The organism is Streptomyces sp. W16, from assembly GCF_033194735.1.
Taxonomy (GTDB): Bacteria; Actinomycetota; Actinomycetes; order Streptomycetales; family Streptomycetaceae; genus Streptomyces.
Genome location: NZ_JAWOAI010000043.1, coordinates 11179 through 32579, shown reverse-complemented (window position 1 = coordinate 32579; position 21401 = coordinate 11179). Strand labels below are relative to the sequence as shown.

Annotated in this window: 22 protein-coding genes and 2 pseudogenes; 3 read left to right on the top strand and 21 right to left on the bottom strand. The window is 67.4% G+C overall.

Annotated features, from left to right (window positions below; all coding sequences use genetic code 11):
• From rpsC to rpsJ, 8 genes are all read right to left on the bottom strand, one after another.
• Nucleotides 1-696, bottom strand: a 696-nt coding sequence (gene rpsC / locus R6V09_RS08645) for a 30S ribosomal protein S3 (protein ID WP_317880760.1), incomplete at its 3' end; no start/stop codon positions are given.
• Complete coding sequence (gene rplV, locus R6V09_RS08640) at nucleotides 696-1043, bottom strand: 50S ribosomal protein L22 (protein WP_006604878.1); 348 nt, start codon at nucleotides 1041-1043, stop codon at nucleotides 696-698. The genes rpsC and rplV, both read right to left, overlap by 1 nt.
• A 40-nt stretch (nucleotides 1044-1083) precedes the next feature.
• The gene (gene rpsS, locus R6V09_RS08635; RefSeq protein WP_019055518.1) at nucleotides 1084-1365 is read right to left on the bottom strand and encodes a 30S ribosomal protein S19; all 282 of its coding nucleotides are present in this window, start codon (nucleotides 1363-1365) and stop codon (nucleotides 1084-1086) included.
• 12 nt (nucleotides 1366-1377) lie between these two features.
• On the bottom strand, nucleotides 1378-2214 hold the full coding sequence (rplB, locus tag R6V09_RS08630) for a 50S ribosomal protein L2 (protein ID WP_262064199.1): 837 nt from the start codon (nucleotides 2212-2214) through the stop codon (nucleotides 1378-1380).
• Nucleotides 2215-2252: 38 nt separating this feature from the next.
• Complete coding sequence (rplW, locus tag R6V09_RS08625) at nucleotides 2253-2672, bottom strand: 50S ribosomal protein L23 (RefSeq protein ID WP_200681734.1); 420 nt, start codon at nucleotides 2670-2672, stop codon at nucleotides 2253-2255.
• Complete coding sequence (gene rplD, locus R6V09_RS08620; protein ID WP_317880759.1) at nucleotides 2672-3328, bottom strand: 50S ribosomal protein L4; 657 nt, start codon at nucleotides 3326-3328, stop codon at nucleotides 2672-2674. The genes rplW and rplD overlap by 1 nt, the downstream gene beginning before the upstream one ends.
• Nucleotides 3329-3333: 5 nt before the next feature.
• Nucleotides 3334-3978 carry a 50S ribosomal protein L3 gene (gene rplC, locus R6V09_RS08615; RefSeq protein ID WP_266861021.1) on the bottom strand — a complete coding sequence of 215 codons (645 nt, stop codon included), beginning with the start codon at nucleotides 3976-3978 and terminating at the stop codon, nucleotides 3334-3336.
• Nucleotides 3979-3995: 17 nt separating this feature from the next.
• Complete coding sequence (rpsJ, locus tag R6V09_RS08610) at nucleotides 3996-4304, bottom strand: 30S ribosomal protein S10 (protein WP_003948644.1); 309 nt, start codon at nucleotides 4302-4304, stop codon at nucleotides 3996-3998.
• A gap of 629 nt (nucleotides 4305-4933) precedes the next feature.
• Here rpsJ and R6V09_RS08605 point away from each other — a divergent pair.
• Entirely contained in the window at nucleotides 4934-6088 is a 1155-nt protein-coding gene (locus R6V09_RS08605; protein ID WP_442809998.1) for a right-handed parallel beta-helix repeat-containing protein, read from the top strand.
• Between the two features lie 49 nt (nucleotides 6089-6137).
• Here R6V09_RS08605 and R6V09_RS08600 read toward each other — a convergent pair whose 3' ends face one another.
• The 3 genes and pseudogenes from R6V09_RS08600 to R6V09_RS08590 all read right to left on the bottom strand — a co-directional run bounded on the left by R6V09_RS08600 (nucleotide 6138) and on the right by R6V09_RS08590 (nucleotide 6980).
• Complete coding sequence (locus tag R6V09_RS08600) at nucleotides 6138-6329, bottom strand: DUF397 domain-containing protein (protein WP_317880758.1); 192 nt, start codon at nucleotides 6327-6329, stop codon at nucleotides 6138-6140.
• Nucleotides 6326-6508, bottom strand: a pseudogene (locus tag R6V09_RS08595) (transcriptional regulator); the annotation flags it as partial. The gene R6V09_RS08600 and the pseudogene R6V09_RS08595, both read right to left, overlap by 4 nt.
• A gap of 112 nt (nucleotides 6509-6620) precedes the next feature.
• A complete protein-coding gene (locus R6V09_RS08590) occupies nucleotides 6621-6980 on the bottom strand; it encodes a hypothetical protein (RefSeq protein WP_317880757.1) in 360 nt (119 codons plus the stop codon).
• 364 nt (nucleotides 6981-7344) lie between these two features.
• On the opposite strand from R6V09_RS08590, the gene R6V09_RS08585 reads away from it, so the two are divergent.
• Both R6V09_RS08585 and R6V09_RS08580 read left to right on the top strand, forming a co-directional pair.
• A complete protein-coding gene (locus R6V09_RS08585; protein WP_317880756.1) occupies nucleotides 7345-8721 on the top strand; it encodes a S41 family peptidase in 1377 nt (458 codons plus the stop codon).
• Nucleotides 8722-8787: 66 nt separating this feature from the next.
• Nucleotides 8788-9616 (top strand): annotated as a pseudogene (locus R6V09_RS08580) (IS5 family transposase).
• Nucleotides 9617-9634: 18 nt separating this feature from the next.
• On the opposite strand, the gene R6V09_RS08575 reads toward R6V09_RS08580, so the two are convergent.
• The 10 genes from R6V09_RS08575 to R6V09_RS08530 all read right to left on the bottom strand — a co-directional run bounded on the left by R6V09_RS08575 (nucleotide 9635) and on the right by R6V09_RS08530 (nucleotide 21354).
• Nucleotides 9635-9802: a hypothetical protein gene (locus R6V09_RS08575; protein WP_317880755.1), complete on the bottom strand. Its 168-nt coding sequence runs from the start codon at nucleotides 9800-9802 to the stop codon at nucleotides 9635-9637.
• A gap of 486 nt (nucleotides 9803-10288) precedes the next feature.
• On the bottom strand, nucleotides 10289-10990 hold the full coding sequence (locus R6V09_RS08570) for a hypothetical protein (protein WP_317880754.1): 702 nt from the start codon (nucleotides 10988-10990) through the stop codon (nucleotides 10289-10291).
• A 2-nt stretch (nucleotides 10991-10992) separates the two neighbouring features.
• Nucleotides 10993-13272 (bottom strand): hypothetical protein, encoded by a 2280-nt coding sequence (locus tag R6V09_RS08565; protein WP_317880753.1) that lies wholly within the window; start codon nucleotides 13270-13272, stop codon nucleotides 10993-10995.
• Nucleotides 13273-13287: 15 nt separating this feature from the next.
• The gene (locus tag R6V09_RS08560) at nucleotides 13288-13758 is read right to left on the bottom strand and encodes a hypothetical protein (protein ID WP_317880752.1); all 471 of its coding nucleotides are present in this window, start codon (nucleotides 13756-13758) and stop codon (nucleotides 13288-13290) included.
• A gap of 131 nt (nucleotides 13759-13889) precedes the next feature.
• A complete protein-coding gene (gene mycP, locus R6V09_RS08555; RefSeq protein ID WP_317880761.1) occupies nucleotides 13890-15074 on the bottom strand; it encodes a type VII secretion-associated serine protease mycosin in 1185 nt (394 codons plus the stop codon).
• 113 nt (nucleotides 15075-15187) lie between these two features.
• Nucleotides 15188-16777, bottom strand: a complete 1590-nt coding sequence (locus tag R6V09_RS08550; RefSeq protein ID WP_317880751.1) for a translation initiation factor IF-2 — start codon at nucleotides 16775-16777, stop codon at nucleotides 15188-15190.
• Nucleotides 16778-16839: 62 nt separating this feature from the next.
• On the bottom strand, nucleotides 16840-17349 hold the full coding sequence (locus R6V09_RS08545) for a hypothetical protein (protein ID WP_317880750.1): 510 nt from the start codon (nucleotides 17347-17349) through the stop codon (nucleotides 16840-16842).
• A 129-nt stretch (nucleotides 17350-17478) separates the two neighbouring features.
• Entirely contained in the window at nucleotides 17479-17829 is a 351-nt protein-coding gene (locus R6V09_RS08540) for a hypothetical protein (RefSeq protein WP_317880749.1), read from the bottom strand.
• A 70-nt stretch (nucleotides 17830-17899) separates the two neighbouring features.
• Nucleotides 17900-18070, bottom strand: coding sequence for a hypothetical protein (locus R6V09_RS08535; RefSeq protein ID WP_317880748.1), 171 nt, complete (start codon nucleotides 18068-18070; stop codon nucleotides 17900-17902).
• 173 nt (nucleotides 18071-18243) lie between these two features.
• A complete protein-coding gene (locus R6V09_RS08530; RefSeq protein ID WP_317880747.1) occupies nucleotides 18244-21354 on the bottom strand; it encodes a glycosyl hydrolase 115 family protein in 3111 nt (1036 codons plus the stop codon).
• Nucleotides 21355-21401: the final 47 nt, after the last annotated feature.

Genomic DNA, 21401 nt, shown 5'->3' with positions numbered 1-21401 from the left:
GCCCGGGCCGCCACCGCGAGCCGGGCGGTTACCCGCACGGGCAGCGGCGTTCTCGGCGCGGACCTCGGCGATGTTCTTGACGTCGCCCTTGTAGATCCAGACCTTCACACCGATACGGCCGAAGGTCGTCTTGGCCTCGAAGAAGCCGTAGTCGACGTTCGCGCGGAGCGTGTGCAGGGGCACACGGCCCTCGCGGTAGAACTCCGAGCGGGACATCTCGGCGCCGCCGAGGCGGCCACCGCACTGGATCTTGATGCCCTTGGCGCCGGCCTTCATCGCCGACTGCATGCTCTTACGCATGGCGCGGCGGAAGGAGACGCGGGAGGACAGCTGCTCGGCGACGGCCTGGGCCACCAGCTGAGCGTCCGTCTCCGGGTTCTTGACCTCAAGGATGTTGAGCTGGACCTGCTTGCCGGTCAGCTTCTCCAGGTCGCCGCGGATGCGGTCGGCCTCGGCGCCGCGGCGGCCGATGACGATGCCCGGGCGAGCGGTGTGGATGTCCACACGCACGCGGTCACGGGTGCGCTCGATCTCAACCTTCGAGATGCCGGCGCGCTCCATGCCGGACGTCATCATCCGACGGATGGCGACGTCTTCCTTGACGTAGTCCTTGTACAGCTTGTCGGCGTACCACCGGGACTTGAAGTCCGTGGTGATGCCGAGCCGGAACCCGTGCGGGTTAACCTTCTGGCCCATTACCGGGTTCCTTCCTTGCTGCTGACGACCACGGTGATGTGGCTGGTCCGCTTGCGGATCCGGTAGGCGCGGCCCTGGGCACGCGGACGGAACCGCTTCAGGGTCGGACCCTCGTCGACATACGCCTCGGAGATGACGAGGCTGCCGGCGTCGGTGTGGTCGTAGTTGTGTGCGGCGTTGGCAATGGCGCTGTCAAGCACCTTGCCGACGGGCACGCTCGCGGCCTGCGGGGCGAAACGCAGGACCGCCTGAGCCTCCGTGGCGTCCATGCCACGGATGAGGTCCACCACTCGGCGGGCCTTCATGGGCGTGACGCGGATGTACCGCGCCTGGGCCCTGGCTTCCATGGTTGTCCCTTCAGTGTTTGTCATGGTCGGTCACCCCGCGCTAGCGGCGCTTCGACTTCCGGTCGTCCTTGACGTGACCCCGGAAGGTGCGCGTCGGCGAGAACTCGCCGAGCTTGTGGCCGACCATCGACTCGGTGACAAACACCGGGATGTGGGTCTTGCCGTTGTGCACCGCGATCGTGTGGCCGAGCATGGCCGGGACGATCATCGAGCGGCGGGACCAGGTCTTGATGACGTTCTTGGAGCCGGCCTCGTTCTGTACGTCCACCTTCTTGATGAGGTGTCCGTCGACGAAGGGCCCCTTCTTGAGACTGCGCGGCATCTAAACCCGCTCCTAGCGCTTCTTGTTCGTCTTGCGGCGGCGGACGATGTACTTGTTCGAAGCCTTCTTCGGCGAACGAGTACGACCCTCCTTCTGACCCCACGGGGAGACCGGGTGGCGACCACCGGAGGTCTTGCCCTCACCACCACCGTGCGGGTGGTCGACCGGGTTCATCGCAACACCACGGACGGACGGGCGAACGCCCAGCCAGCGCTTGCGGCCGGCCTTGCCCCAGTTGATGTTGCTCTGCTCGGCGTTGCCGACCTCGCCGACCGTGGCGCGGCAGCGCTGGTCGACCAGGCGGATCTCACCGGAAGGCATACGAAGGTGGGCCATCGTGCCCTCCTTCGCGAGCAGCTGCACCGAGGCACCGGCGGAGCGGGCGAACTTGGCGCCGCCACCGGGACGGAGCTCGATCGCGTGGATCGTGGTACCGACCGGGATGTTGCGGAGCGCCAGGTTGTTGCCCGGCTTGATGTCGGCCCCGGGACCGTTCTCCACGCGGTCGCCCTGCTGCAGGTTGCGCGGGGCGAGGATGTAGCGCTTCTCGCCGTCCGCGTAGTGCAGCAGCGCGATGCGCGCGGTGCGGTTGGGGTCGTACTCGATGTGCGCGACCTTCGCCGGCACGCCGTCCTTGTCATGGCGACGGAAGTCGATGACGCGGTAGGCGCGCTTGTGTCCGCCACCCTGGTGGCGAACGGTCACACGACCGGAATTGTTACGGCCGCCCTTGCTGTGCAGCGGGCGGACCAGCGACTTCTCCGGCGTGGACCGCGTGACCTCGACGAAGTCGGCGACGCTGGAGCCACGGCGGCCCGGCGTAGTCGGCTTGTACTTGCGGATTCCCATTTCTCAGTCCTCGTCCGATATCGGACGATCCGACCCGCTTACGCGGCCGGACCGCCGAAGATGTCGATACGGTCGCCCTCAGCGAGGGTCACGATCGCGCGCTTGCTGCCCGCGCGCTGACCGAAACCGGTCTTGGTGCGCTTGCGCTTGCCCTGACGGTTGATCGTGTTGACCCCGGTGACCTTGACCGAGAAGACCGCCTGGACGGCCTGCTTGATCTGGGTCTTGTTGGCACCCGGGGCCACGATGAAGGTGTACTTGCCCTCGTCGAGGAGCGCGTAGCTCTTCTCCGAGACGACCGGCTTCAGCAGCACGTCACGGGGGTCCGTGAACGACTTGCTGATCGGCGTCTCGACGGTGTTCTTGCCCTCGGTCTCGTGCCGCTTCGCCTTGGCGATGCGGGCGACCTTCTTGGCCTTGGCGGCCTTCGAGGCGATGCTCGGGTGACGCGTAGCCATCAGGCTTCGCTCCCTTCGGTGTCAGCGGCCTGGGGGCCAGACACGAAGGACTCGAAAGCGGCCTGGGTGAAGACCACGTCGTCCGAGACGAGAACGTCGTACGTGTTCAGCTGGCCCGGCTCCAGAATGTGGATCTGGGGCAGGTTGCGCGCGGAAAGCAGCGCGGCCTCGTCGGAGCGCTCGATGACCAGAAGCACGTTCTTGCGCTCGCTGACCTTGCCGAGGAAGCTCTTGGCGGCCTTGGTGGAGGGGGTCTCGCCCTCGATCACGCCGGTGATGACGTGGATGCGAGCGTTGCGGGCCCGGTCGGTGAGGGCGTGGCGCAGGGCCGCGGCCTTCATCTTCTTCGGGGTCCGCTGCGAGTAGTCGCGCGGCGTCGGGCCGTGCACGACGCCACCGCCGGCGAACTGCGGGGCGCGGGTCGAACCCTGACGGGCGCGGCCGGTGCCCTTCTGGCGGTACGGCTTCTTACCACCACCGCGGACCTCGCCACGACGCTTGACCTTGTGCGTGCCCTGACGGGCGGCGGCCAGCTGTGCGACGACGACCTGGTGAAGCAGCGGGATGCTGATCTTCTCTACGTCGAAGATCTCGGCCGGGAGCTCGATAGTCCCGGCGGTGTCGCCGGAGGGCGACTGAATGTCAATGGTGCTCATAGTCCTCAGGCCCCCTTGGCCGCGGTACGGACCAGGACGAGGCCGCCGTTCGGACCCGGGATGGCTCCCTTGATGAGGAGCAGTCCCTTCTCCGCGTCAACAGCGTGAACGGTCAGGTTCTGGGTGGTGACCCGCTCGTTGCCCATGCGGCCCGCCATGCGGACGCCCTTGAACACACGGCCCGGGGTGGCACAGCCACCGATGGAGCCGGGAGAGCGGTGCTTGCGCTGGACACCGTGGCCGGCGCCGAGGCCCTTGAAGTTGTGACGCTTCATGACACCGGCGAAGCCCTTGCCCTTGCTCTTGCCGGTCACGTCGACCTTGACGCCGGCCTCGAACACCTCAGCGGTGATCTCCTGGCCGAGCGTGTACTCGGAGGCGCCCGCGGTGCGGATCTCGACGAGGTGGCGACGCGGCGTGACATCGGCCTTGGCGAAGTGACCCTTGAGGGGCTTGTTCACCTTGCGCGGGTCGATCTCGCCGAAGGCGATCTGGACCGACTCGTAGCCGTCACTGTCGTTCGTACGGACCTGGGTCACGACGTTCGGGCCGGCCTTGACGACGGTCACGGGAACAACACGGTTGTTCTCGTCCCACACCTGCGTCATGCCGAGCTTCTCGCCCAGGATGCCCTTGATCTGCTTAGCCATCTTCAGCTCACCGGCCCCTAGAGCTTGATCTCGATGTCGACACCGGCCGGGAGGTCGAGTCGCATCAGAGAGTCAACGGTCTTGGGGGTGGGGTCGAGGATGTCGATCAGGCGCTTGTGCGTGCGCATCTCGAAGTGCTCGCGAGAGTCCTTGTACTTGTGCGGCGACTTGATGACGCAGTACACGTTCTTCTCAGTGGGCAGCGGCACCGGGCCCGCGACCGACGCACCAGTGCGGGTCACCGTCTCGACGATCTTCTTCGCCGAGCTGTCGATGACCTCGTGGTCGTAGGCCTTGAGCCGGATGCGGATCTTCTGTCCCGCCATGGCTACTCAGTAGTCCTGTCTCTAGTAACGCTCTGCACCCCGGTAAGTCCTTCTGCTCTCTTCGATTCCTCCGACCCACGCGGTCGGGTGTGTCGCGCTCTCACCGACACAGAAGTCCCATATACGGAACTTCCCTACTGGGAAAGCACGGCCCTTCCGGAACCGCAAGCCGAGGGCGAAGAAGCCCACCGGGTGCCTGGCCGGCGCCGCACTGACACTTCCCGAAAGATTCCCGTACGTCCGTCCCAGCGCTGCCGTTAAGACAGTTGGGACGACGAGTACCGTGGGACTCGCTTCCGGTCCTCCCGACGGGAGGCGCGCAGCATCAACACTCGACCGAGCAACTCGGACAGTCTGCCATATGGGGCAGGGGGCTGGCCAATCGGGGCGTAGAGATTACCCCTGGAGTGACGCAGGTCAAACACGTGCGCCCGGCGCGCGTCTCGCCCAGCCCCCATCGGCGTTCACCCCTGTGAATGAGAATCAAGTACACACCCATTGACGCGTCCACAGCAAGCGCTTACGGTCCCTCACGAGAACGCGGGAAAGCGCTTTCCCTTGCACGGCACCCCTGGATTCCCTGGTCATGGGACGACCCTGGAGGCAGAACGATGCAAGTGAGACCAGTCATGGCGTGTGTCGGCCTGGTGGCCGGCACGCTCGTAGCACTCTCCGGCACCCCGGCGCAGGCCGCGAGCGCCACCCAGTACGTGTCACCGACCGGCACCGCGAGCGCGGCCGGCACCCTCTCCGCCCCCACCACCCTCGCCACGGCGATCAGCCGCATCGCGTCCGGCGGCACGATCTATGTGCGCGGCGGGACGTACAACTACTCGTCGACCGTCACCGTCCCCGTGGGCAGCGACGGCACGTCGAACGCACGGACCACCCTGACCGCCTACTCCGGCGAGACCCCGGTCCTCAACTTCGCTTCGCAGAGCGAGAGTTCATCGAACCGAGGGCTCCAGCTGTACGCCAACTACTGGCATGTCTACGGCCTCACGGTGTCGCACGCAGGGGACAACGGGATCTACGTCGGAGGCAGCAACAACGTCATCGAGCGCACGGTGACGTCGTACAACCGCGACACGGGTCTGCAACTGGGCCGCATCTCCTCCAGCACGCCGAGCTCGTCCTGGCCCTCGAACAACCTGGTCGTCAGCTCGGAGTCGCACGACAACGCCGACTCCGACGGCGAGGACGCGGACGGCTTCGCCGCGAAGCTGACGACCGGCGCCGGGAACGTCTTCCGCTACGACGTCTCCCACAACAACATCGACGACGGCTGGGACCTGTACACCAAGACCGACACGGGCGCGATCGGCCCGGTGACCATCGAGTACAGCCTCTCCTACGGCAATGGCACGCTGACCGACGGCAGCCAGAGCGGCGACGGCGACCGCAACGGCTACAAGCTCGGCGGCGACGACATCGCCGTCAACCACGTCGTCCGGCACGACATCGCCTACGGCAACGGCCATCACGGGTTCACCTACAACAGCAACCCGGGCACGATGACGGTCTCGAACAACGTCGGCATCGACAACGCGGAGCGCAACTTCTCGTTCGACACGGGGACTTCGGTGTTCCGCACGAACACGTCGTGCCGGTTCGCGGTCAGCGGCTCGAACGACAAGACGGTGGGCGACGCGGACAGTTCGAACCAGTTCTGGACGGGGACGAACGGGGCGCGGTGCTCGTCCTATTCCGGGAGCCTGGGCTGGTCCTTCACCTCGGGCGGCCAACTCGCCGTGACGTTCGGCGGCAAGGTGGTGAACCCGTAGGGGACGGCCCCCTCCGACTGACTGACTGCCTGGACCGGCCGACTTGGTGCTACTCGGCGGCGTACGCCACGAAGTCGGTCCAGGTGGTGGGGGCGAGGGTGAGGCGGGGGCCCTGGGTGTTCTTGGAGTCACGGATGTGGATGGTGTGGGGGGTGGCGGCTATCTCGACGCAGTCGTTGCCGTTGCTGCTGTCGCTGTAGCTGCTCTTCAACCACAGCAACTCAGTAGCCTTGCCGATCATGTTTCTCCCGGCGCTTGCTCGATAAAGGCCAGCGACTCCTCTGGCGTAAGAGCCTGGGCCCGGATGATGCCATACCGCAGTTCAAGGACCCGGAGCTGCCTCGGGCTGTCGACCGGTCGGCCTCCGAAATCGTCGTCCATACGCCCTGCCCCCGAACCGTCCGCGAACTTCAGCACTTCGTCTACGGCGAGGACGTCACCATCGCCGACTGGACCATCTCGACCGAGGGCTTGCCGCGGTGTGCGGGGTCTGGCAGCCCAGAGTCCTGAGGGGGGACAGGAAACCCCCTGGCTAAATCCGCGCCACGAGGGCCATGACGGCCATCCAGCCGACACAGCCCCCGCATGCGATCACCAGCGGCAGCCACCTCTGGGCGCGCCGGGCCCGGACGACCAACCACACCGCGACCACAACCACCGCGAGCCCCATGACGGCCGCGATCACCTGAAGACCGCCGGGCGCCTCCCCCTGGCCCTGGCCTGTCGCGGCCCGGCGGAGGACCGCCATCAGGCCTACGGCGAGCAGCGTCACGAAGATGCAGGTGAGCCCGGTGAACAGCCTCCGAACTCGGTCGTCGACCGCGGCCAGCCCATCCGTGCCGTCACCGAGGTGGACTCCTTCGTCGGGGTTTGCCCCGTTCCCGCGGTTCATCACGGCGTGCACCCTACTGGGATTGACAGCTCCTCTCCCTCGACGAACGCGTGAACCAGGAAGCGGCGGCACGGGCGTATCCGGCAGAACAGGCGGCGGAGATCGACGAGGAGCGCGCAGGTCAAGGAGCTCCCTGATGCGCACTCCGACGCCCGGGCCAAGGACGATCCTTCGTCATCCTTCGGCAGAGGAAGCGGACGTCCTGTGGCCCCACGGCGGACGGCCGGGGTCCCGGGGGTTTCCCTCACTCCGATGTTCGGGTGTGCCGGATGGCCCGGGCGGCGGCCGGTCGGTCAGGGTTGTGGGACATACAGGTCATGCGTGCCATACGGCTCGAACCGCCGCACCACTGGGAGAACACCACGTGCGTACCACCACCGCCACCCTCATCGCCTTGACCCTCGCGGCAGGTATCGCCGCGCCGGCCACGTCCGCCGCCGGCACCGATCACACCGCCGACGGCCTCTGGCGGATGGACGGCTACGGCACGGTCGTCGCCCTCGGCCACGGGACGTACCAGGAGTACCAGACCACCGCCGTGAGCTGCGTCAAGGGCGACACCGCACGGCGGACGGGCCCGGGGACGTACACGGTGGACGGCGACGTCCTGACCGTACGACTGGGCCGGGACCACGACCACGCCACACTCGGCGCGGCCGGCGCGGTGGGCCACCGCAAGCTGGTCCGCGTCTCCGCCCTGCCGGCCGCCTGTACCCACCCGACCCCGAAGGACCCGCTGACCTCGTTCGACGTCTTCTGGCAGTCCTACGAGGAGAACTACCCGTTCTTCGCGGCAAAGGGTGTCAACTGGCACGCCGTACGGGACGAGTACCGCCCGCAGGTGCACAAGGACACGACCAGGGCGGAACTGTTCGACATCTTCAGCAGGATGGTGCGTCCGCTCTACGACGCCCACGTCGCGGTCCAGGACGGCGACCGCGTGTTCGCCGAGGGCCGCCCCGGCACCGAGGTTCCCGACGAGGAACTGGACGCGAGGGTCAAGAAGTTCATCGTGGCGCGGGACCTGGCGAACGCCTCGTACCGCCGGGACTTCGCCAACGGCCGTATCACCTACGCGGACCTGGCGGGCGACGGCCGTCTCGGCTATCTGCGGATCTCGGGCTTCGGCGGTTATCTGGCCGACGAGAACGCATCGTACGCGGGCCAACTCGCCGAGCTGGACAGGGCGTTGAACACCGTCCTCACGCCGGAACGGTCACGTCACCTGCACGGCCTGATCATCGGCCTGCGCATCAACGGGGGCGGCTCCGACGCCCTCGGCATCCACATCGCGGAACGCCTGACCGACACCCCCTACATCGCCTACGCCAAGCGGGCCCGCAACGACCCGGCGAACCCGAGCCGTCACACCCGCCCCGAACCGATCCCGGTACTCCCGTCCCACGCCCCGCGCTACACCGGCCCGTTGGCCGTCCTGACCGGCGGCTCGACGGTGAGCGCGGGCGAGACCTTCACCCAGGCCCTGATCGACCGCCCCGGCCGCACGATCCGCATCGGGCAGCCCACCCAGGGCGTCTTCTCCGACGTCATGGAACGCGAACTCCCCAACGGCATGACCGCCTGGCTCCCGAACGAGGAGTACCTGACCGACTCGGGCCGGACGTTCGACGGGACGGGGATTCCGCCGGAGGTGTCGGTGCCGGTGTTCACGGAGGAGGAGTTCGCGAAGGGGAGGGACTCGGCGTTCGACTGGGCGGTGCACTTGATGGCCCGCGGCTAGAGAGTGTCTCCTTGATCGGTGGTCAGTTGATCGGATGTGTCCGTCCGACTAGTGATCACTGATGCGATGTGGGACCGGATCGAGCCGCTGATGCCGGCCGATCCGGTCCGCGGTCGGCGATGGGCCGATCACCGCCGGACCTTGGAGGCCATCGCGTGGAAGTACCGAACGTGCTCGCCCTGGCGGGACCTGCCCGACGAGCTCGGCTCGTTCCAGACCGCACATAAGCGGCTGATCAGACGGGCCGTGGACGGCACGTGGGAACGCATCCTTACCGCGGTCCTGGCGGCGGCCGAGGGGGCTGACGACATCAGCTGGACCGTATCGGTGGACTCCACAGTCTGCGGGCTCACCAGCACGCCGCCGGAGCCAGGAAAAGGGGGCTTCAGGCCCGACCGAACCCGAGGACCACGCGCTCGGACGCTCCCGCGGTGGCCTGAGCACGAAGGTCCACCTCGCCAGCGACGGCCATGCGCGACCTCTGGCCCTCCGCGTCACCGCAGGTCAGGCTGGCGACGCCCCGGTCTTCGAGACCGTCATGGCTACCATCCGTGTTCCGCGAGGCAGGCCCGGAAGGCCGAGGACCCGGCCCGATGTGGTCCTGGCAGACCGCGCGTACTCATCCCGCGCCATCCGGAGTCACCTCCGCCGACGTGGAATCCGCGCTGTCATCCCCCAGCCTTCCGACCAGATCGGCCACCGGCTGCGGCGAGGCCGCGCCGGCGGTCGCCCACCGGCTTTCGACGCCGAGACGTACAAGCAGCGCAACGCGGTCGAGCGATGCATCAACCGGCTCAAGCAGTGGCGCGGCCTGGCCATGCGAACGGACAAGCTCGCCATCGCCTACCAGGCCGCACTCCACCTCGCCGCCATCTTCATCTGGGCACGGCGGTGACGATGAAGCGACGACTCTTCAGTCGTAGAAGAAGAGCTCAAGGTCCTCCACGGATCCCGGCCCGGTGAGGAAGCCCTCAGCCTTCGCGATCTCGTCTTCTGGTGGCAGCTCGCCCTTCAGAAGCCGCCGCATCCAGATTTCTCCCTGCTCGCCGACCGCGTAGATGGCAGACAGCAGCTCAGCCATGCCCGCAGGGTGCGGCGGGCGGCGCCCGGCGACTGGCTGGAGCACCCATCCGCCTGACCGGGCCGCGAGTCGCAGCACCCCGGCCCAGTTCGCGATCCTCCCGATTCGAACGTGCCACGAGTCCTCGGTGAAAGGGGCCATCCGGCCGCCACATAGAGGGTTTGTGGCGGCACCGATGTCCTCGATGACCTGCCGTTCCACGGCGTCACGGACCCAACGCCCTTCCTGCGCTTCTTCGATGGCGGCTTCCCACCACTTCCACTTCTCGCCGACCGTGCCCAGCAGGTCCTCGCAGGCTCCCCGGGTCCGGTCGCCGGTTCCGGATGTCCTTCGTGCCGCCGGAAATGCACGCCGCCGATCCGAGCAGCAGTGCCATGAGCGGGGGAAGGGCAAGAAGCCGCCGCATGTCACCAGCCCCGCGCGTCATCGGTGTCGCTCTGGCTGCCACGGGCCGTGTATGCGGACGTCATCGCGTTGCGTCCGTCGTCACGCCTTTTGCGGGACGCTGAATTGTGCCGGCAGACCGGCGTCGTCCTTGCAGCCGAGTTCCTTGGCCATCGCGAGGGCAACCGAGTGCAGGACGTTCAGGTTCTCCATGCGCATCGTTTCGGATTCACTTGCCGGTATCCACGAGCGCCCCAGATTCACCTCGATCGGAACGGGCTTGTCTTCCGAACCAAATGTGCTGCTTGAGCACTCCATGTACAGGTACGCACGCGACGACCTGGCGAGCGAAAGCTTGCCCAGCTTGTACGGGGTGAGCTGGGACGCAGCGGACTCCGGGATCGCTTCTGGGAGGTAGAAGGACAGGTCGATCATTGTGTTGTCCACTGCCGGGTTGTAGGCGTAGCACAGAGGGTATTCCTCGTAGTCGTCCGCCCCGTTCTCGCGGAATCCGGAGACGAGTTTCTTGGCGGCGTCACCCAGGCTCTCCTGGTCCGTCTCACTTGGGTCGCCGAGGTGCTTCTGGTTCGACCAATCCCAGTCGTACGTACGGCTTCCCAGCGCATCCAGGAGTGCTTTCCGAGTGCTTGTCGACAGGTTCGCGCCGCACAGCTTCGTCTGGGCGGAAGCCGCCTGTGACTTCCCGGTTTGCTCATTGCTGTCGCAGGCGGCGAGAGAGGCGGCCAGGGCGGCAACAGCCACCACGGTGGCGGCCAAATGTCGCCCGGGCTTGTTGCTCAGCATGGTCATTCTCCTGTTTGGGGCAACTGCCCCTGCTGGTTCTCTCGGTTGATGCCGTCGTTGTAGCCGCCAGTCCACGCATCCTCCAGGTCCTGCCCGAAGTCGGAGTTGCCACGGATGTGATGGTTCTCCATGAAGTTCCTGGCCGGCGACTCGGAGTTCTCCCTGCCGGCCGTGAAGATATTCCCGGTCTGCGCCTGGACGTCTTTGCTGCTGTCCTGCTGCTTCGTCTCGGTCCAGTCCCCGATGACGTTGCCGATCTGCTGCTCCAACATGCCCTGGCCCGTGTCGGTCATCACCGGGATCGCCGTCGCCACGACTCCGGCTGCGGCAACCTCGGGCAGGAAGGCCACACCGGCCGCCACGGCCGCCCCGGTTCCGAACTCGACCCAGCCGTTGCGCTTCTCAAGAGCGTCGTTGTATTCCTTGTCCGCCGCGACTCCCTCGGCCTTGACCTGGTCCGCGCGCGCCTGGTCCAGGATCCCCTGGATGTCGGCGCCACTGCGCGTCGCGTCGCGCGCGACCCCCTCGTTGATGGAGCCGTCGGCTCCCACCTGCGCTTCGAGCACGCTGGTGGTGTACACCCGTCCCGCTGAGGAAACCTCCGCGTAGGCGTCCGGATGTTGTCCGAGGGTGCTGAGGAAACTGATCGTGTCGCTCTGACCGAACTTGGCGTGCCCGTCGACCCCCGACGCGGGCGCGAAGGTGCTGCCCTTGCGGTTCTCGTCGAGTCCCCAGTTCAGGTCGTCGATATAGCCCGCCCCCATCCGGCCGAGGCTGTCGGAGAGGATCTCCTGCTGCTTGAGGAGCTTGGGATCGTTGCCGTACGTGTGCACGACCTGCTTCATGATCTTGGCCGAGTCCTCGTCGCGCACCAACGTCGGCGTCGGATCGTCGTACGCGTGCCCGAGCGTCGCGGACTCCAGCGCGTGGCCCAGAGCGTCCACTCCGTAGGCCTTCGAAGGCACCCCCGAACCGTCCATCGGCCACTGGAACTTCTTGTCCGTCAGCTCGTCGAAGTACGTGTAGCCGAGCTTCGCGCCTTTGTGTTCGCTGCCGTCGGCGTTGTACACCTTCGGACTGTCGTCGGCGAAAAACGCCTTCGAGGCTTCCGGGCTGTGCCCCAGCGCTTCGAGGGCGCTGGTCAGCGGGTCGTATCCCGCTCCGACCTTTCCCGAAGGGTTGTAGCCGAAATCGGCGTCGAGCCCGCCCGTCATGGGCCTGTTCAGGGTGAACAGGTCGGGGTTCTCGTGGTGCAGTTGAACAATGTGTCCGGCGATGGGGTTGATGAAGGCCGCGTCGTAGTTCCCGTACCGCAGCAGACCCCCGAGAACCTGGTATCCGTAAGGCTGGTTGAGCCCGGCGTTCTCGATCTGCAGGCGCTGGCCGCCGAGCTTGCGCATCTGGTCGCCCCAGCTCGCGGGCACGTGGTACTTGTGGTCCGGGTCGGTGGCGTTGGCCAGCGCCAGGCCCATGGACTGCTGGAGGTTCTTGGTCAGGGCGAGCCGGGCCTTGTCGTCACCGGCCGTACCGTCGAGCGTCATGGAGCCGTAGAACTCCAGCGTCTTCTCCGGGCCGAGGGCCTTGTAGAAGTCGGTGGCGAACTCCCCGCCCTTTTCCGTGCCGTTGTACTTCATCAGCCGGTCGAATTCCTTCAACTCGGCGTTGCTCATGTGCTCGCCCTTCTTGGCGAGTTCGACGGCACGGGCGGCCTGTGCCTCGTTGAGCGAGTCGTAGTCCGCGTGGCCCGCGTCGTTCAGGTCGTTGCCGTGGGACCGGGCGAGCGCGGCCTTCACCGACTGGTCCACGTCGTCGGCGCGCCCGACCTTCGCAGAGATCTGGTCGGCGATGGACTGCCAGTGCTGCCCCGCCTTGCCACCGGCCTTCGCCATCGGCTCCTGGCCCCGCGCGACGCATTCGTGGACTGTGACCGTGGTGTCCCCGTTGTCGGTGATCGTGTAGTTTTTCGCCCGCGCTTCCTCGACCAGGGTCTTCAACCCCCGCTGCAGCGCGAGGAGTTCGCCGTGCGCATCGTCGAGGACCTGGTAGATGCTGTTCGCCTCGGTGTGCAGATCGGTGAACTCCTTGGCCGTCCTGTCGACGAACCCCCGGGTCACATCGGCGTTCACACCAGCCCAGCGAGCAGCGTCCGACTTGGCCTTCATCCCCGAACGGGCGTCCTCGTCCAGCGTCTTGAGGGCGTCGACCGCTCGCTTCCAGTCGTCGACGGCCGCGCCGAGCTTCCCGAGATCGACGTCGAGCAGGTCCGTGTACGTGAGTGGCACCGTGGTTCGGCTCTCTCAGTGGAAGTAACTGTTGAGGCTGGACACGGACATCGCGGAACCGTCTCGGCCGCTGATCTCGGCGGAGATCTGCGTGTCGTCCCGAGCGTGCAGCTTCTTGCTGTAGTCCAGGTGGTTCGAAATGTGCGCGACGGCCTGAAGGACCGACTTGACCTGTGAGGTCCAGATCGAGACCGTGGTGACGAGGGCGGGGCCCATCACGAAGCCGCTCCCCTTCAACTCCTCACCGGCCTGCATCGTCGAGCCGGATTCACTTTTGCCTGAGCCCGCACCGGCGATGTCCACGCGCTGCCGCAGCTGGTCGTGAAGGATGTACGCCTCATGCCCTACGGCACCGAGGTCGTCCTGGTGCACCACCAGATCGCCGGTAACGCCACCCCCGTCCGCGGGGAGCTGGTTGAGCTGCATGTGGGCCGGGCCTCTCTGGGCCGCGTCAGCCTTCAGCTGCTCCCACTCTTGCCATGCCATTCCCCCGCGCCTCCCCGGATCAACTGTGACTCTCAGCCGACTGAGACCGAGCGCAGAGTTTCTTACTAGATCCTCAACTTGCCAACGAGGATGATGACTTAGTCACTCGCAAAGCTGCAAATCTCCGCTGCTCATGCATGCCCGCGCTTGCGTCGGCGTACGGCGAGCACCATCGCACCCGCGCCGAGCACCACCGCGGATCCAACGGCGAGGCCGATCCAGGGGACACGGCTGCCGCTGCCGCTGCCGCCCGAAGGTGAGGCCGAGGCCGGGAGGTTGCCCTCCTTCGCCGGAGCACCTGCGGCGCTGGAGTCCGAAGCATCGGAGGCTTTCGAACTCGGAGACGCCGAGGCCTGTGCGCCGGCAAGGTCGGGAAGCGGGTACTCGCCGGCCGGGCCGGGGTGCCCCGGGTTCTGAAGAGCGATACGCGGCCGGACAATGCCGTATCCGATGGAGTCGTTGCGCTTCGCGCCGTTCGTGGGGGCGCCGATGGTGTTGAGCATGACGCGGAGTACCTGGTTGTTGGTCCAGGTGGGGTGCTTGGACCAGACGAGGGCGGCGCTGGCGGAGGCCAGGGCTGTGGCGTCGCTGGTGCCGTGGGAGCGGCAGAGGTCCTTGCCGTTCGGGCAGGAGTGGTACATCTCGTCGCCCGGGGCGGCGATGTCCACCTGCGGGCCGTACTCGGACTCGCCGGTCCTGCGGAGGTCCTTGCCGACCGATCCCACGCCGACCACACCTGGAGTGGCGGCGGGGTACTCGACCTGGTTTCCGCCGGCGCCGCTGTTTCCGACCGCTGCGAAGACGAGCGACCCCTTGTCCAGCGCATACGTCACGGCGGACGACAGCTGCTCCGACCCTTTGGATGCCCCCATCGAGATGTTGATGACCTGTGCGCCGGAATCGGCCGCATAGCGGATCGCGCTGCTCAGGGTCTGGTTGAACTCCTTGTTGTATCTGCCCGCGTCCCATCCCCTGTCGGGCATGCGCACGGGGAGAATCCCGGCGCCCGGTGCGAGTCCGAAGGTGCCGTCGCCTCCGTTTCCCTTGCCGGTACCGGCGATCAGGAGGGCCATGGTGGTTCCGTGGCCGTCGTAGTCCGTGTGTTCGTCGCCGGGTGAGCCCGGTGCCTCGTCCTTGCCGGCAAGCACGTGGCCCTGCAGGTCGGTGAGGGTGTCATCGACTCCGGTGTCGATGACCGCGACCGTGATGCCCTTGCCCGTACTGGTCTGCCACATCTGTTCGGCCTTCATGGCGGTGAGATGCCACTCCTGCTGCCGGACGGACTCGGCGTACGCGGGCGTGACTGCCACGCCCATCAACAGCAGACCCGCGGTTCCGGAGACAGCACTCCCCAGGCAGGCATTCCTCAACGTGCCGGCACGCATCTGTTTCCTCTTGGTCACTGGTGCTGGGGAGTCGGTAGCCGAGGCTAGGCGTTCGAGTGGCCGGTCTGTTGTCCCGGCTCCTCTTCCTCGCTCCGGCCGCCGGTCTTCTTGCCCCGATCGCCGTTCCGTTGCGTATTCGGTGAACGGGAACCACTCGGCCCTACGTCCATACGCCCTCGCGCACTCGATGCGGACGCCACCGCATCACTCGCATCCTGGTTCCGCACCAGGCCCGAGCCGCCGGGAGTGAAGCGCCCGGATCCCGAACGCCCCTGCGGTTGCGGGCGACCGCCCACCACACCATCGCCGGCGCCTCGACGCCCAGCAGGCGTCGCCCGCTGCCCGGCCCCTGCTCCTCCCGCGCCCGTGGAAGACCTCTGCCCAGCCGGACCACGACCGGTCGCACCGTCTGTCTCACCGCCGACGACAGTGCCGCGCGGCAGCCCGCCGACACGCCGGCCGACAGACGATCCGGCGGCTGGTGAAGTGGGGCGCCCACCAGTGATGCCGTTGCCACCCACCGCCCGTCCGGGAGTTGGTTGCGCCGTCTCTCGTCCCGGTGGCCCCGAAGACCGGCCACCGGTCACGGGACGCGCGGTGCCTGCCGGCCCGCCCTCCACGCCGGTACCGGACACGCTTCTGGAAAGCGGCCCTGTCGACCTCCGCGCGGGCTGAGCGGCAGCATGCCCACCGTTCGTCGCACGTCCCGGTCCCGAGGCGGTTGAAGACGAATTCCGTACGCCGCCCGACACCGGCGGTGGCATCGTTCCCGTGGGCACCGCCCCGGAGCCGACAGTCCGGCCCTCGTCCGGCGGGCCGACCGGACTCACTGGCAGCACCGACGGCAGCGGAGACACCTGAGTACCGTCAACTTTCACACCCACTTGACCCGCTTGATCCGCGCCTTCGGGCGATGGTCGCTGAACCGTCGTGCGCGGGTGGGATTCGCCGGTCGACGCTCTGGTGTCGTCAACAGTCCGCGCCGTCGTCGGACGCGCCGCAGCAACGGACAAGGCTCCGGCCACACCGCCTGTGGACGAGGTGCGACCGCTCGTGCCTCCGGCAGAGACCACTTCGTTCTCGTCGCGCTTACTGGCGGTCGGTTGCAGCCCTGTCGGCGGCGGCGGAAACGTCGGCCGCTCCAACCCATCCAACTGCGTGGCCGACAGTCGATACGACTGTCCCAGCTTGAGCATCTGCGCCGCGGCCTCCTGGCGGATCTTCTCCTTGGCCGTGGCGAGGGCGGCGAGTTCGCTCGCGGACTTGGTGGTGACGGTCGTGACGCCTGGGTCGTTGTGGGCCGGTGTCGTCGTGTTCGGGTTGGCCCGCGCGCTCTTCGTGTCGCGCGGGATCGATGCCTGTGCGCCGGCGATCGCGTCGGACGCCTGGCCCAGCCACTTCGCCGCGTCGTCGCTGAAGTCACCCAGGCGGAGAGTGGAGTTGGCCAGGTCGCCGGCCCAGGTGCGGAACACGTCGGCTCCCTCACCCTGCCAATCCACGTACTGGGGGCGGACCTTGAGTTCTTCGCCGATCCTGCGGATCTCCTCGGCGGCTGCGGTCAGACGGTCCGCGGCGGACCGCACCGTGCCCGAGTTCGCCTGGTCGAGCCACGCGAGCATCCGCTCGTGGCTCATGTTCTCGAAGGGCGTGGTGGGCGTGGTGGGTGTGCTGCCGGCTCCGGGTGTTGTGGCGGACATCAGATCGTGCCTCCCGCGTCGCCCCCGGTCGCGGTGTGGGGTTGCTTCGGGAGCCGGGGGTCGGGGTCGTAGGTGCGGCCGTAGTGCTTCGTCGTCTCCGCGCTGATCGCGGTCATACGGTCGCGGACGTCGAGGTCGATGTTCTGGTAGCCCTTGTGCGATGCCAGCACCGCGATGTTCATGCCCTCCATCGAGTCGGCGAGCAGCTTCGAGAGTGTTTCGAGTTCGCTGACGACCGTCTCGTACGCGGTGAACAGCCCGGCCGCCTCGGGCCATTGGCCGCCACCGCCGCCGAACTGATGCCGTACGAGCTGCTCCTGGCGCACCTTGCCCGGGCCGGCGTCCGAGCCGTTCAGGTCGCGGATCAGCTGGTCGACGCGCTTCTGGAACACCGTGAAGGACGAGAACTCGGTGACGACATCCGCGGCGGCGCCCCGCACCGCGTCGAAGATGCCCGACGCCCACGACGACCCGGAGGGCGCTCCCGATCCACTCTCACTCAGCAGCACAATGCCCTCCCCCGTACCTGGCCTGTCCGTCGTTCCTGTCGAGGTGCTGCGCCTCTACGATCACCTTAGCTACAACCAGTGACAGTGCGAACTCACCCCGTAGCGCGAAGCGATCAGAACAGGCCGCCGTCAGTTGGGGGTCGGGACGATGCCGGTGAACAGGAGGAACGAGAACATGACGGTGCTGGGTGCGAGGACGGCGAACACGGCGCGCCGGGCGGCGGTCTTCTCGGTCTGCGGCAGGCCCCAGCTGGCGAGCAGCAGCGCCAGGGAGGTCAGAAGCCCTACCTGAAGGAGCGTGAAGGCGGTGTCGAAACTCCGGGTGAAGCGCTTGGCTTCCGCACCGTTGCAGGAGTCGCAGGCCATGGGTGTGAGGCTGCCGATGATGTACACGAAGAGGGCAGCGGGAAGGGTGACCACCGTCGCGATCAGCTGCCCGACCCGTGTGCCGCGTACCGAAGTGCCCTGTGTGATCGACATGCCCTCAGCCAACTGCAGGGCGCGGGGCGGCACATGAGCACGAGTACTCAGGCCCGGGGGCCTCTTGCCCTCACTTGCATCCCAGGGTCTTGAGAGTGGCCGGGAAGTAGGCACGCATGAACTTCTCGATGTCCTTGCGGTGGGTGTGATCCATGAGGCTGATTGGGGGGATTTGGAGGGGGAAGTAGTCGCCACCTTTGGTCTTGCACTTGGCGATCGAGATGGCTCCGTCGGTACCCACGATCGACTTGTAACCGAGGTTGATAGCCCGAGGTGCCCTGACACGTGAGATCGACCCGGCGCCCGTCGCCAGCTACATAAGGTCCGTCGTCGTGTCGTCCCACGAGCAGTCGAGTGAGAGCGGGATCGATGGGAGTCCCGCAAATCTTCTTCGGAACCTCGTGATAGGTGGAACTACACCCGCCGGCTCTCCAACGGCCCCAGATACAGCGTCGGCAGACCCCCCGTGTCGATCACGAGCCGCTGCAGCACCACCGTCGGGTCCACCATCCAGAACTTCAACCGGTGGACCCCTGCCTTCGTCACGGAGTGTTTCGTCGCCGTCGCGTTGACGTTGTCGGAGGTGTTGCGGGCCCACACCGCGTTCAACAGCCCGTCATCAGCACCGGCGTTGATGTCGACGGTCTCGATCGGCCCGTCGTCGAGGGAGACGCCGTAGCGCAGACCGCCCGTCGGCAACGCAGGGTTACGAGGTGACAGATACGCCCACACCGTCACCTCACCCCCGGAAGCCCCGGAAGCCCCGGAAGCCGCCGACATCAGGCTCACCTCGTACTCCAGTCGCGGCGAGCCCTCCCCACCCGGCGTCTGCCGGGGCAGCGTCACCGGCCACGGTGTCATCCCCGCCCCGGTACGCCCGATGCCGTCGATACGACGCCACCCGCCGACCGCGCGGTCGTAGTGCTCCGCGTCGATCGCCACGTAGCCGCCCGCCTCCACGAACCCCCGCAGCCCCCGCCCCGACGGCGTCTCCGCCACGCACGAGACAGTGACCGACTCCCCCGCCCCGTGCACCGTCAACGACCCCCGCGCCCCAGAACCCCCCGGCACCCGCGCCCAGTCCACCCCCACCTCCACCCGCACCTGCTGCTCGACCCGCCCCCGCGGCCGATCCACCACCAACCACGGCACCGACACCTCAATCCGGTAATCGAAGGCCGTACGCCCCCGGTTGAACACCTCGACGTACTGCTGCGACCGCGTCTGATACGGACTGAAGGCAGGAAGTACGGCCGCCACCCCCGACGCACTCCCCGACGCACCCCCCGGCCACCACTCCCCCATCTCCGAGCCATCCACCGCCACCCCCAACTCCGCCCCCTCCCCCACCTCAATCCGCCGCACCGCCGGAAACAACACATCCGCCAACGCCACGTTGTCCCTCTCCGGCTGCTGCCACCCGGCATTGGGCCCGTACCGCTCCACATCCCCGTAGTCGATGTGCGGCTGCGTCTGGAAACCGCGCCATTTCCCGCCCGCCACCGCCGAGTTGAAGCGGTCGGCCAGGGCGAAGTCCCGCGCGAGGGCCGCCTCCGCCGCGTCCGCGAGGTCGTTCGTCGCGGCCCGGCCCTGCGCCGCGTACAGCAGGTTCGTGAACTCGGCCCACCGGAGCCCGTACAGGTTGGCGGTCGCCACCACCCCGTACCCGACAAGTTCGAACCATGCGTCCCGCACCCCACCCCCCGGCAACCGCCGCCCGATCCGCTCGGCCCGTCGCCCCAGCTCCCGCCACTCCTCCGTGACCCGTTCCAACTCCCGGTGCCCGAAGGCGAACGGCGTCCGCTGATCGTCGTAGACCACCTGTCCGTCGACGAGAGTGATCCGCCGGTTCAGCAACTCCGGCTTGCGGCGGGCCTGCAACTGCCCGTACTCCGCCAGGACTTCGGAAATGGCCCGGGCCTCCGCCGCCCCGAAGTTCTGCCGCGCGTAGCGCAGTTCCCACTCACCCAAGCGCGCGAGATCCCAACCCTCCGGATTCCAGGCGTAGTTGAGGAAGAACTCGGTCGGCAGCTCGTTGCCCTTCAGATCGCCCACGTTCGCGACCCACAACCTGCGGTTCCCGTAGGCGTACGCCGCGTGCAACTGCTCCCACACGTTCCGCAGGTTCGCCGTGTCCACCCACTTGTAGTTCCGTCCGGCGCCCACGTAATCGAAGTGGTAGTACAGCCCGAAGCCCCCGGCCCGCTCCCCCTCCCCCTCCCCCTCCCCCTGCTCCGGATGCTTGCGAATGTTCCCCCAGTTGTCGTCCGTCAGCACGACCGTGACGTCGTCCGGCGCCCTCAACCCCCGGTCCCAGTACCGCTGGACCTCCTTGTACAGCGTCCACACCTGCGGGGTTTCCGCCACCGGGCGGCCCGTCACCTCCTCGATGATCTGCCGCTGGGCCGCGACGATCTCCTGCATCAGCTCGATGCCGTCGCCGTCGGGCAGGCTCGTGTCGCCGTTCCCGCGCATGCCGAGCGTGATGACTCCCTCGAAGCCCTGGTCGACCATGCGTTGCACGCCGGCCCGCCAATAGGCGCGTATCGCCGGGGAGTTGAGCCGGTACGACCACTCGCCCGTCCCGCCGTACGGATCATGTCCGGGCGTCACGATCACACCGGAGGAGTCCCGGACCGCGGCCACCGCGTGCCGGTTCCACTCCTCGATGCCGCGCATCATGGGCGCCTCGTGCGACGTGCCCATGACAATCCCGTACTCCGACGCCCGCCGGTGGTTCTCCGGGTCGTCCTCCGCGAAGGCCCGCCCCCACACCGCCGGCCAGAGGTAGTTCCCCTTCAGCCGCAGCAGCACCTCGAAGACCCGGGCGTAGAAGTCCGCGGTGAAGCCGCCCGGATACCCCGGCGCCTTGCCCGGCCCGAAGTACGCCGGTGCCCAGGTCCCCAGCGCCGGGTTCTCGTCGTTGATGAAGAAGCCCCGGTACTTCACCGCCGGCGTGCCCTGCGAGTAGCGCCCCGGCAGCACCCACACCTCGTCGCGCCGCGTCGGCGGTACGTCGTCCCACCAGTGCCAGGGCGAGACCCCGATGCCGTACGACACGTCGTACGCACCGAAGATCGTGCCGCGCGGGTCGCTCCCCGCCACGACGAACGCCCGGTCCACGCCCGGCATCGGGCGCTCGACCACCGTCTGCAGCGAGGTCTCCCACCTGCCCCGCACCTCGGACACGTCCAGTTGCCCGGCGGCCACCAAACCGTCGATCAGCGCGCTGCGACCGATCGTGCCGACCAGTACCACCTCACGCTCACGCGCGAGCGCGCTGCCGGGGCGTACACCGGTGACGCGTTCGATGTCATCCCTCAAGTCCCCTGCTACCCGTACGACTCCGGGGTGATCGTCAGGATCCACCACGACCGGGGCGCCGACCAGAGGGAAGGCACCCGTCGTACGCGAGAAGGAGATGTACGCCCCCGCGTCCAGGGGCCGCGGGACCCCCGAGGACAGCACCGGCACCGCGGCAAGTCCCGCCCCCAGAACGGCTCTTCGGCTCACGCGTTCACCCATGGCCCATCCCTCCCAAGCAGATTTGCTCAGTGGCATGACAAATGGTG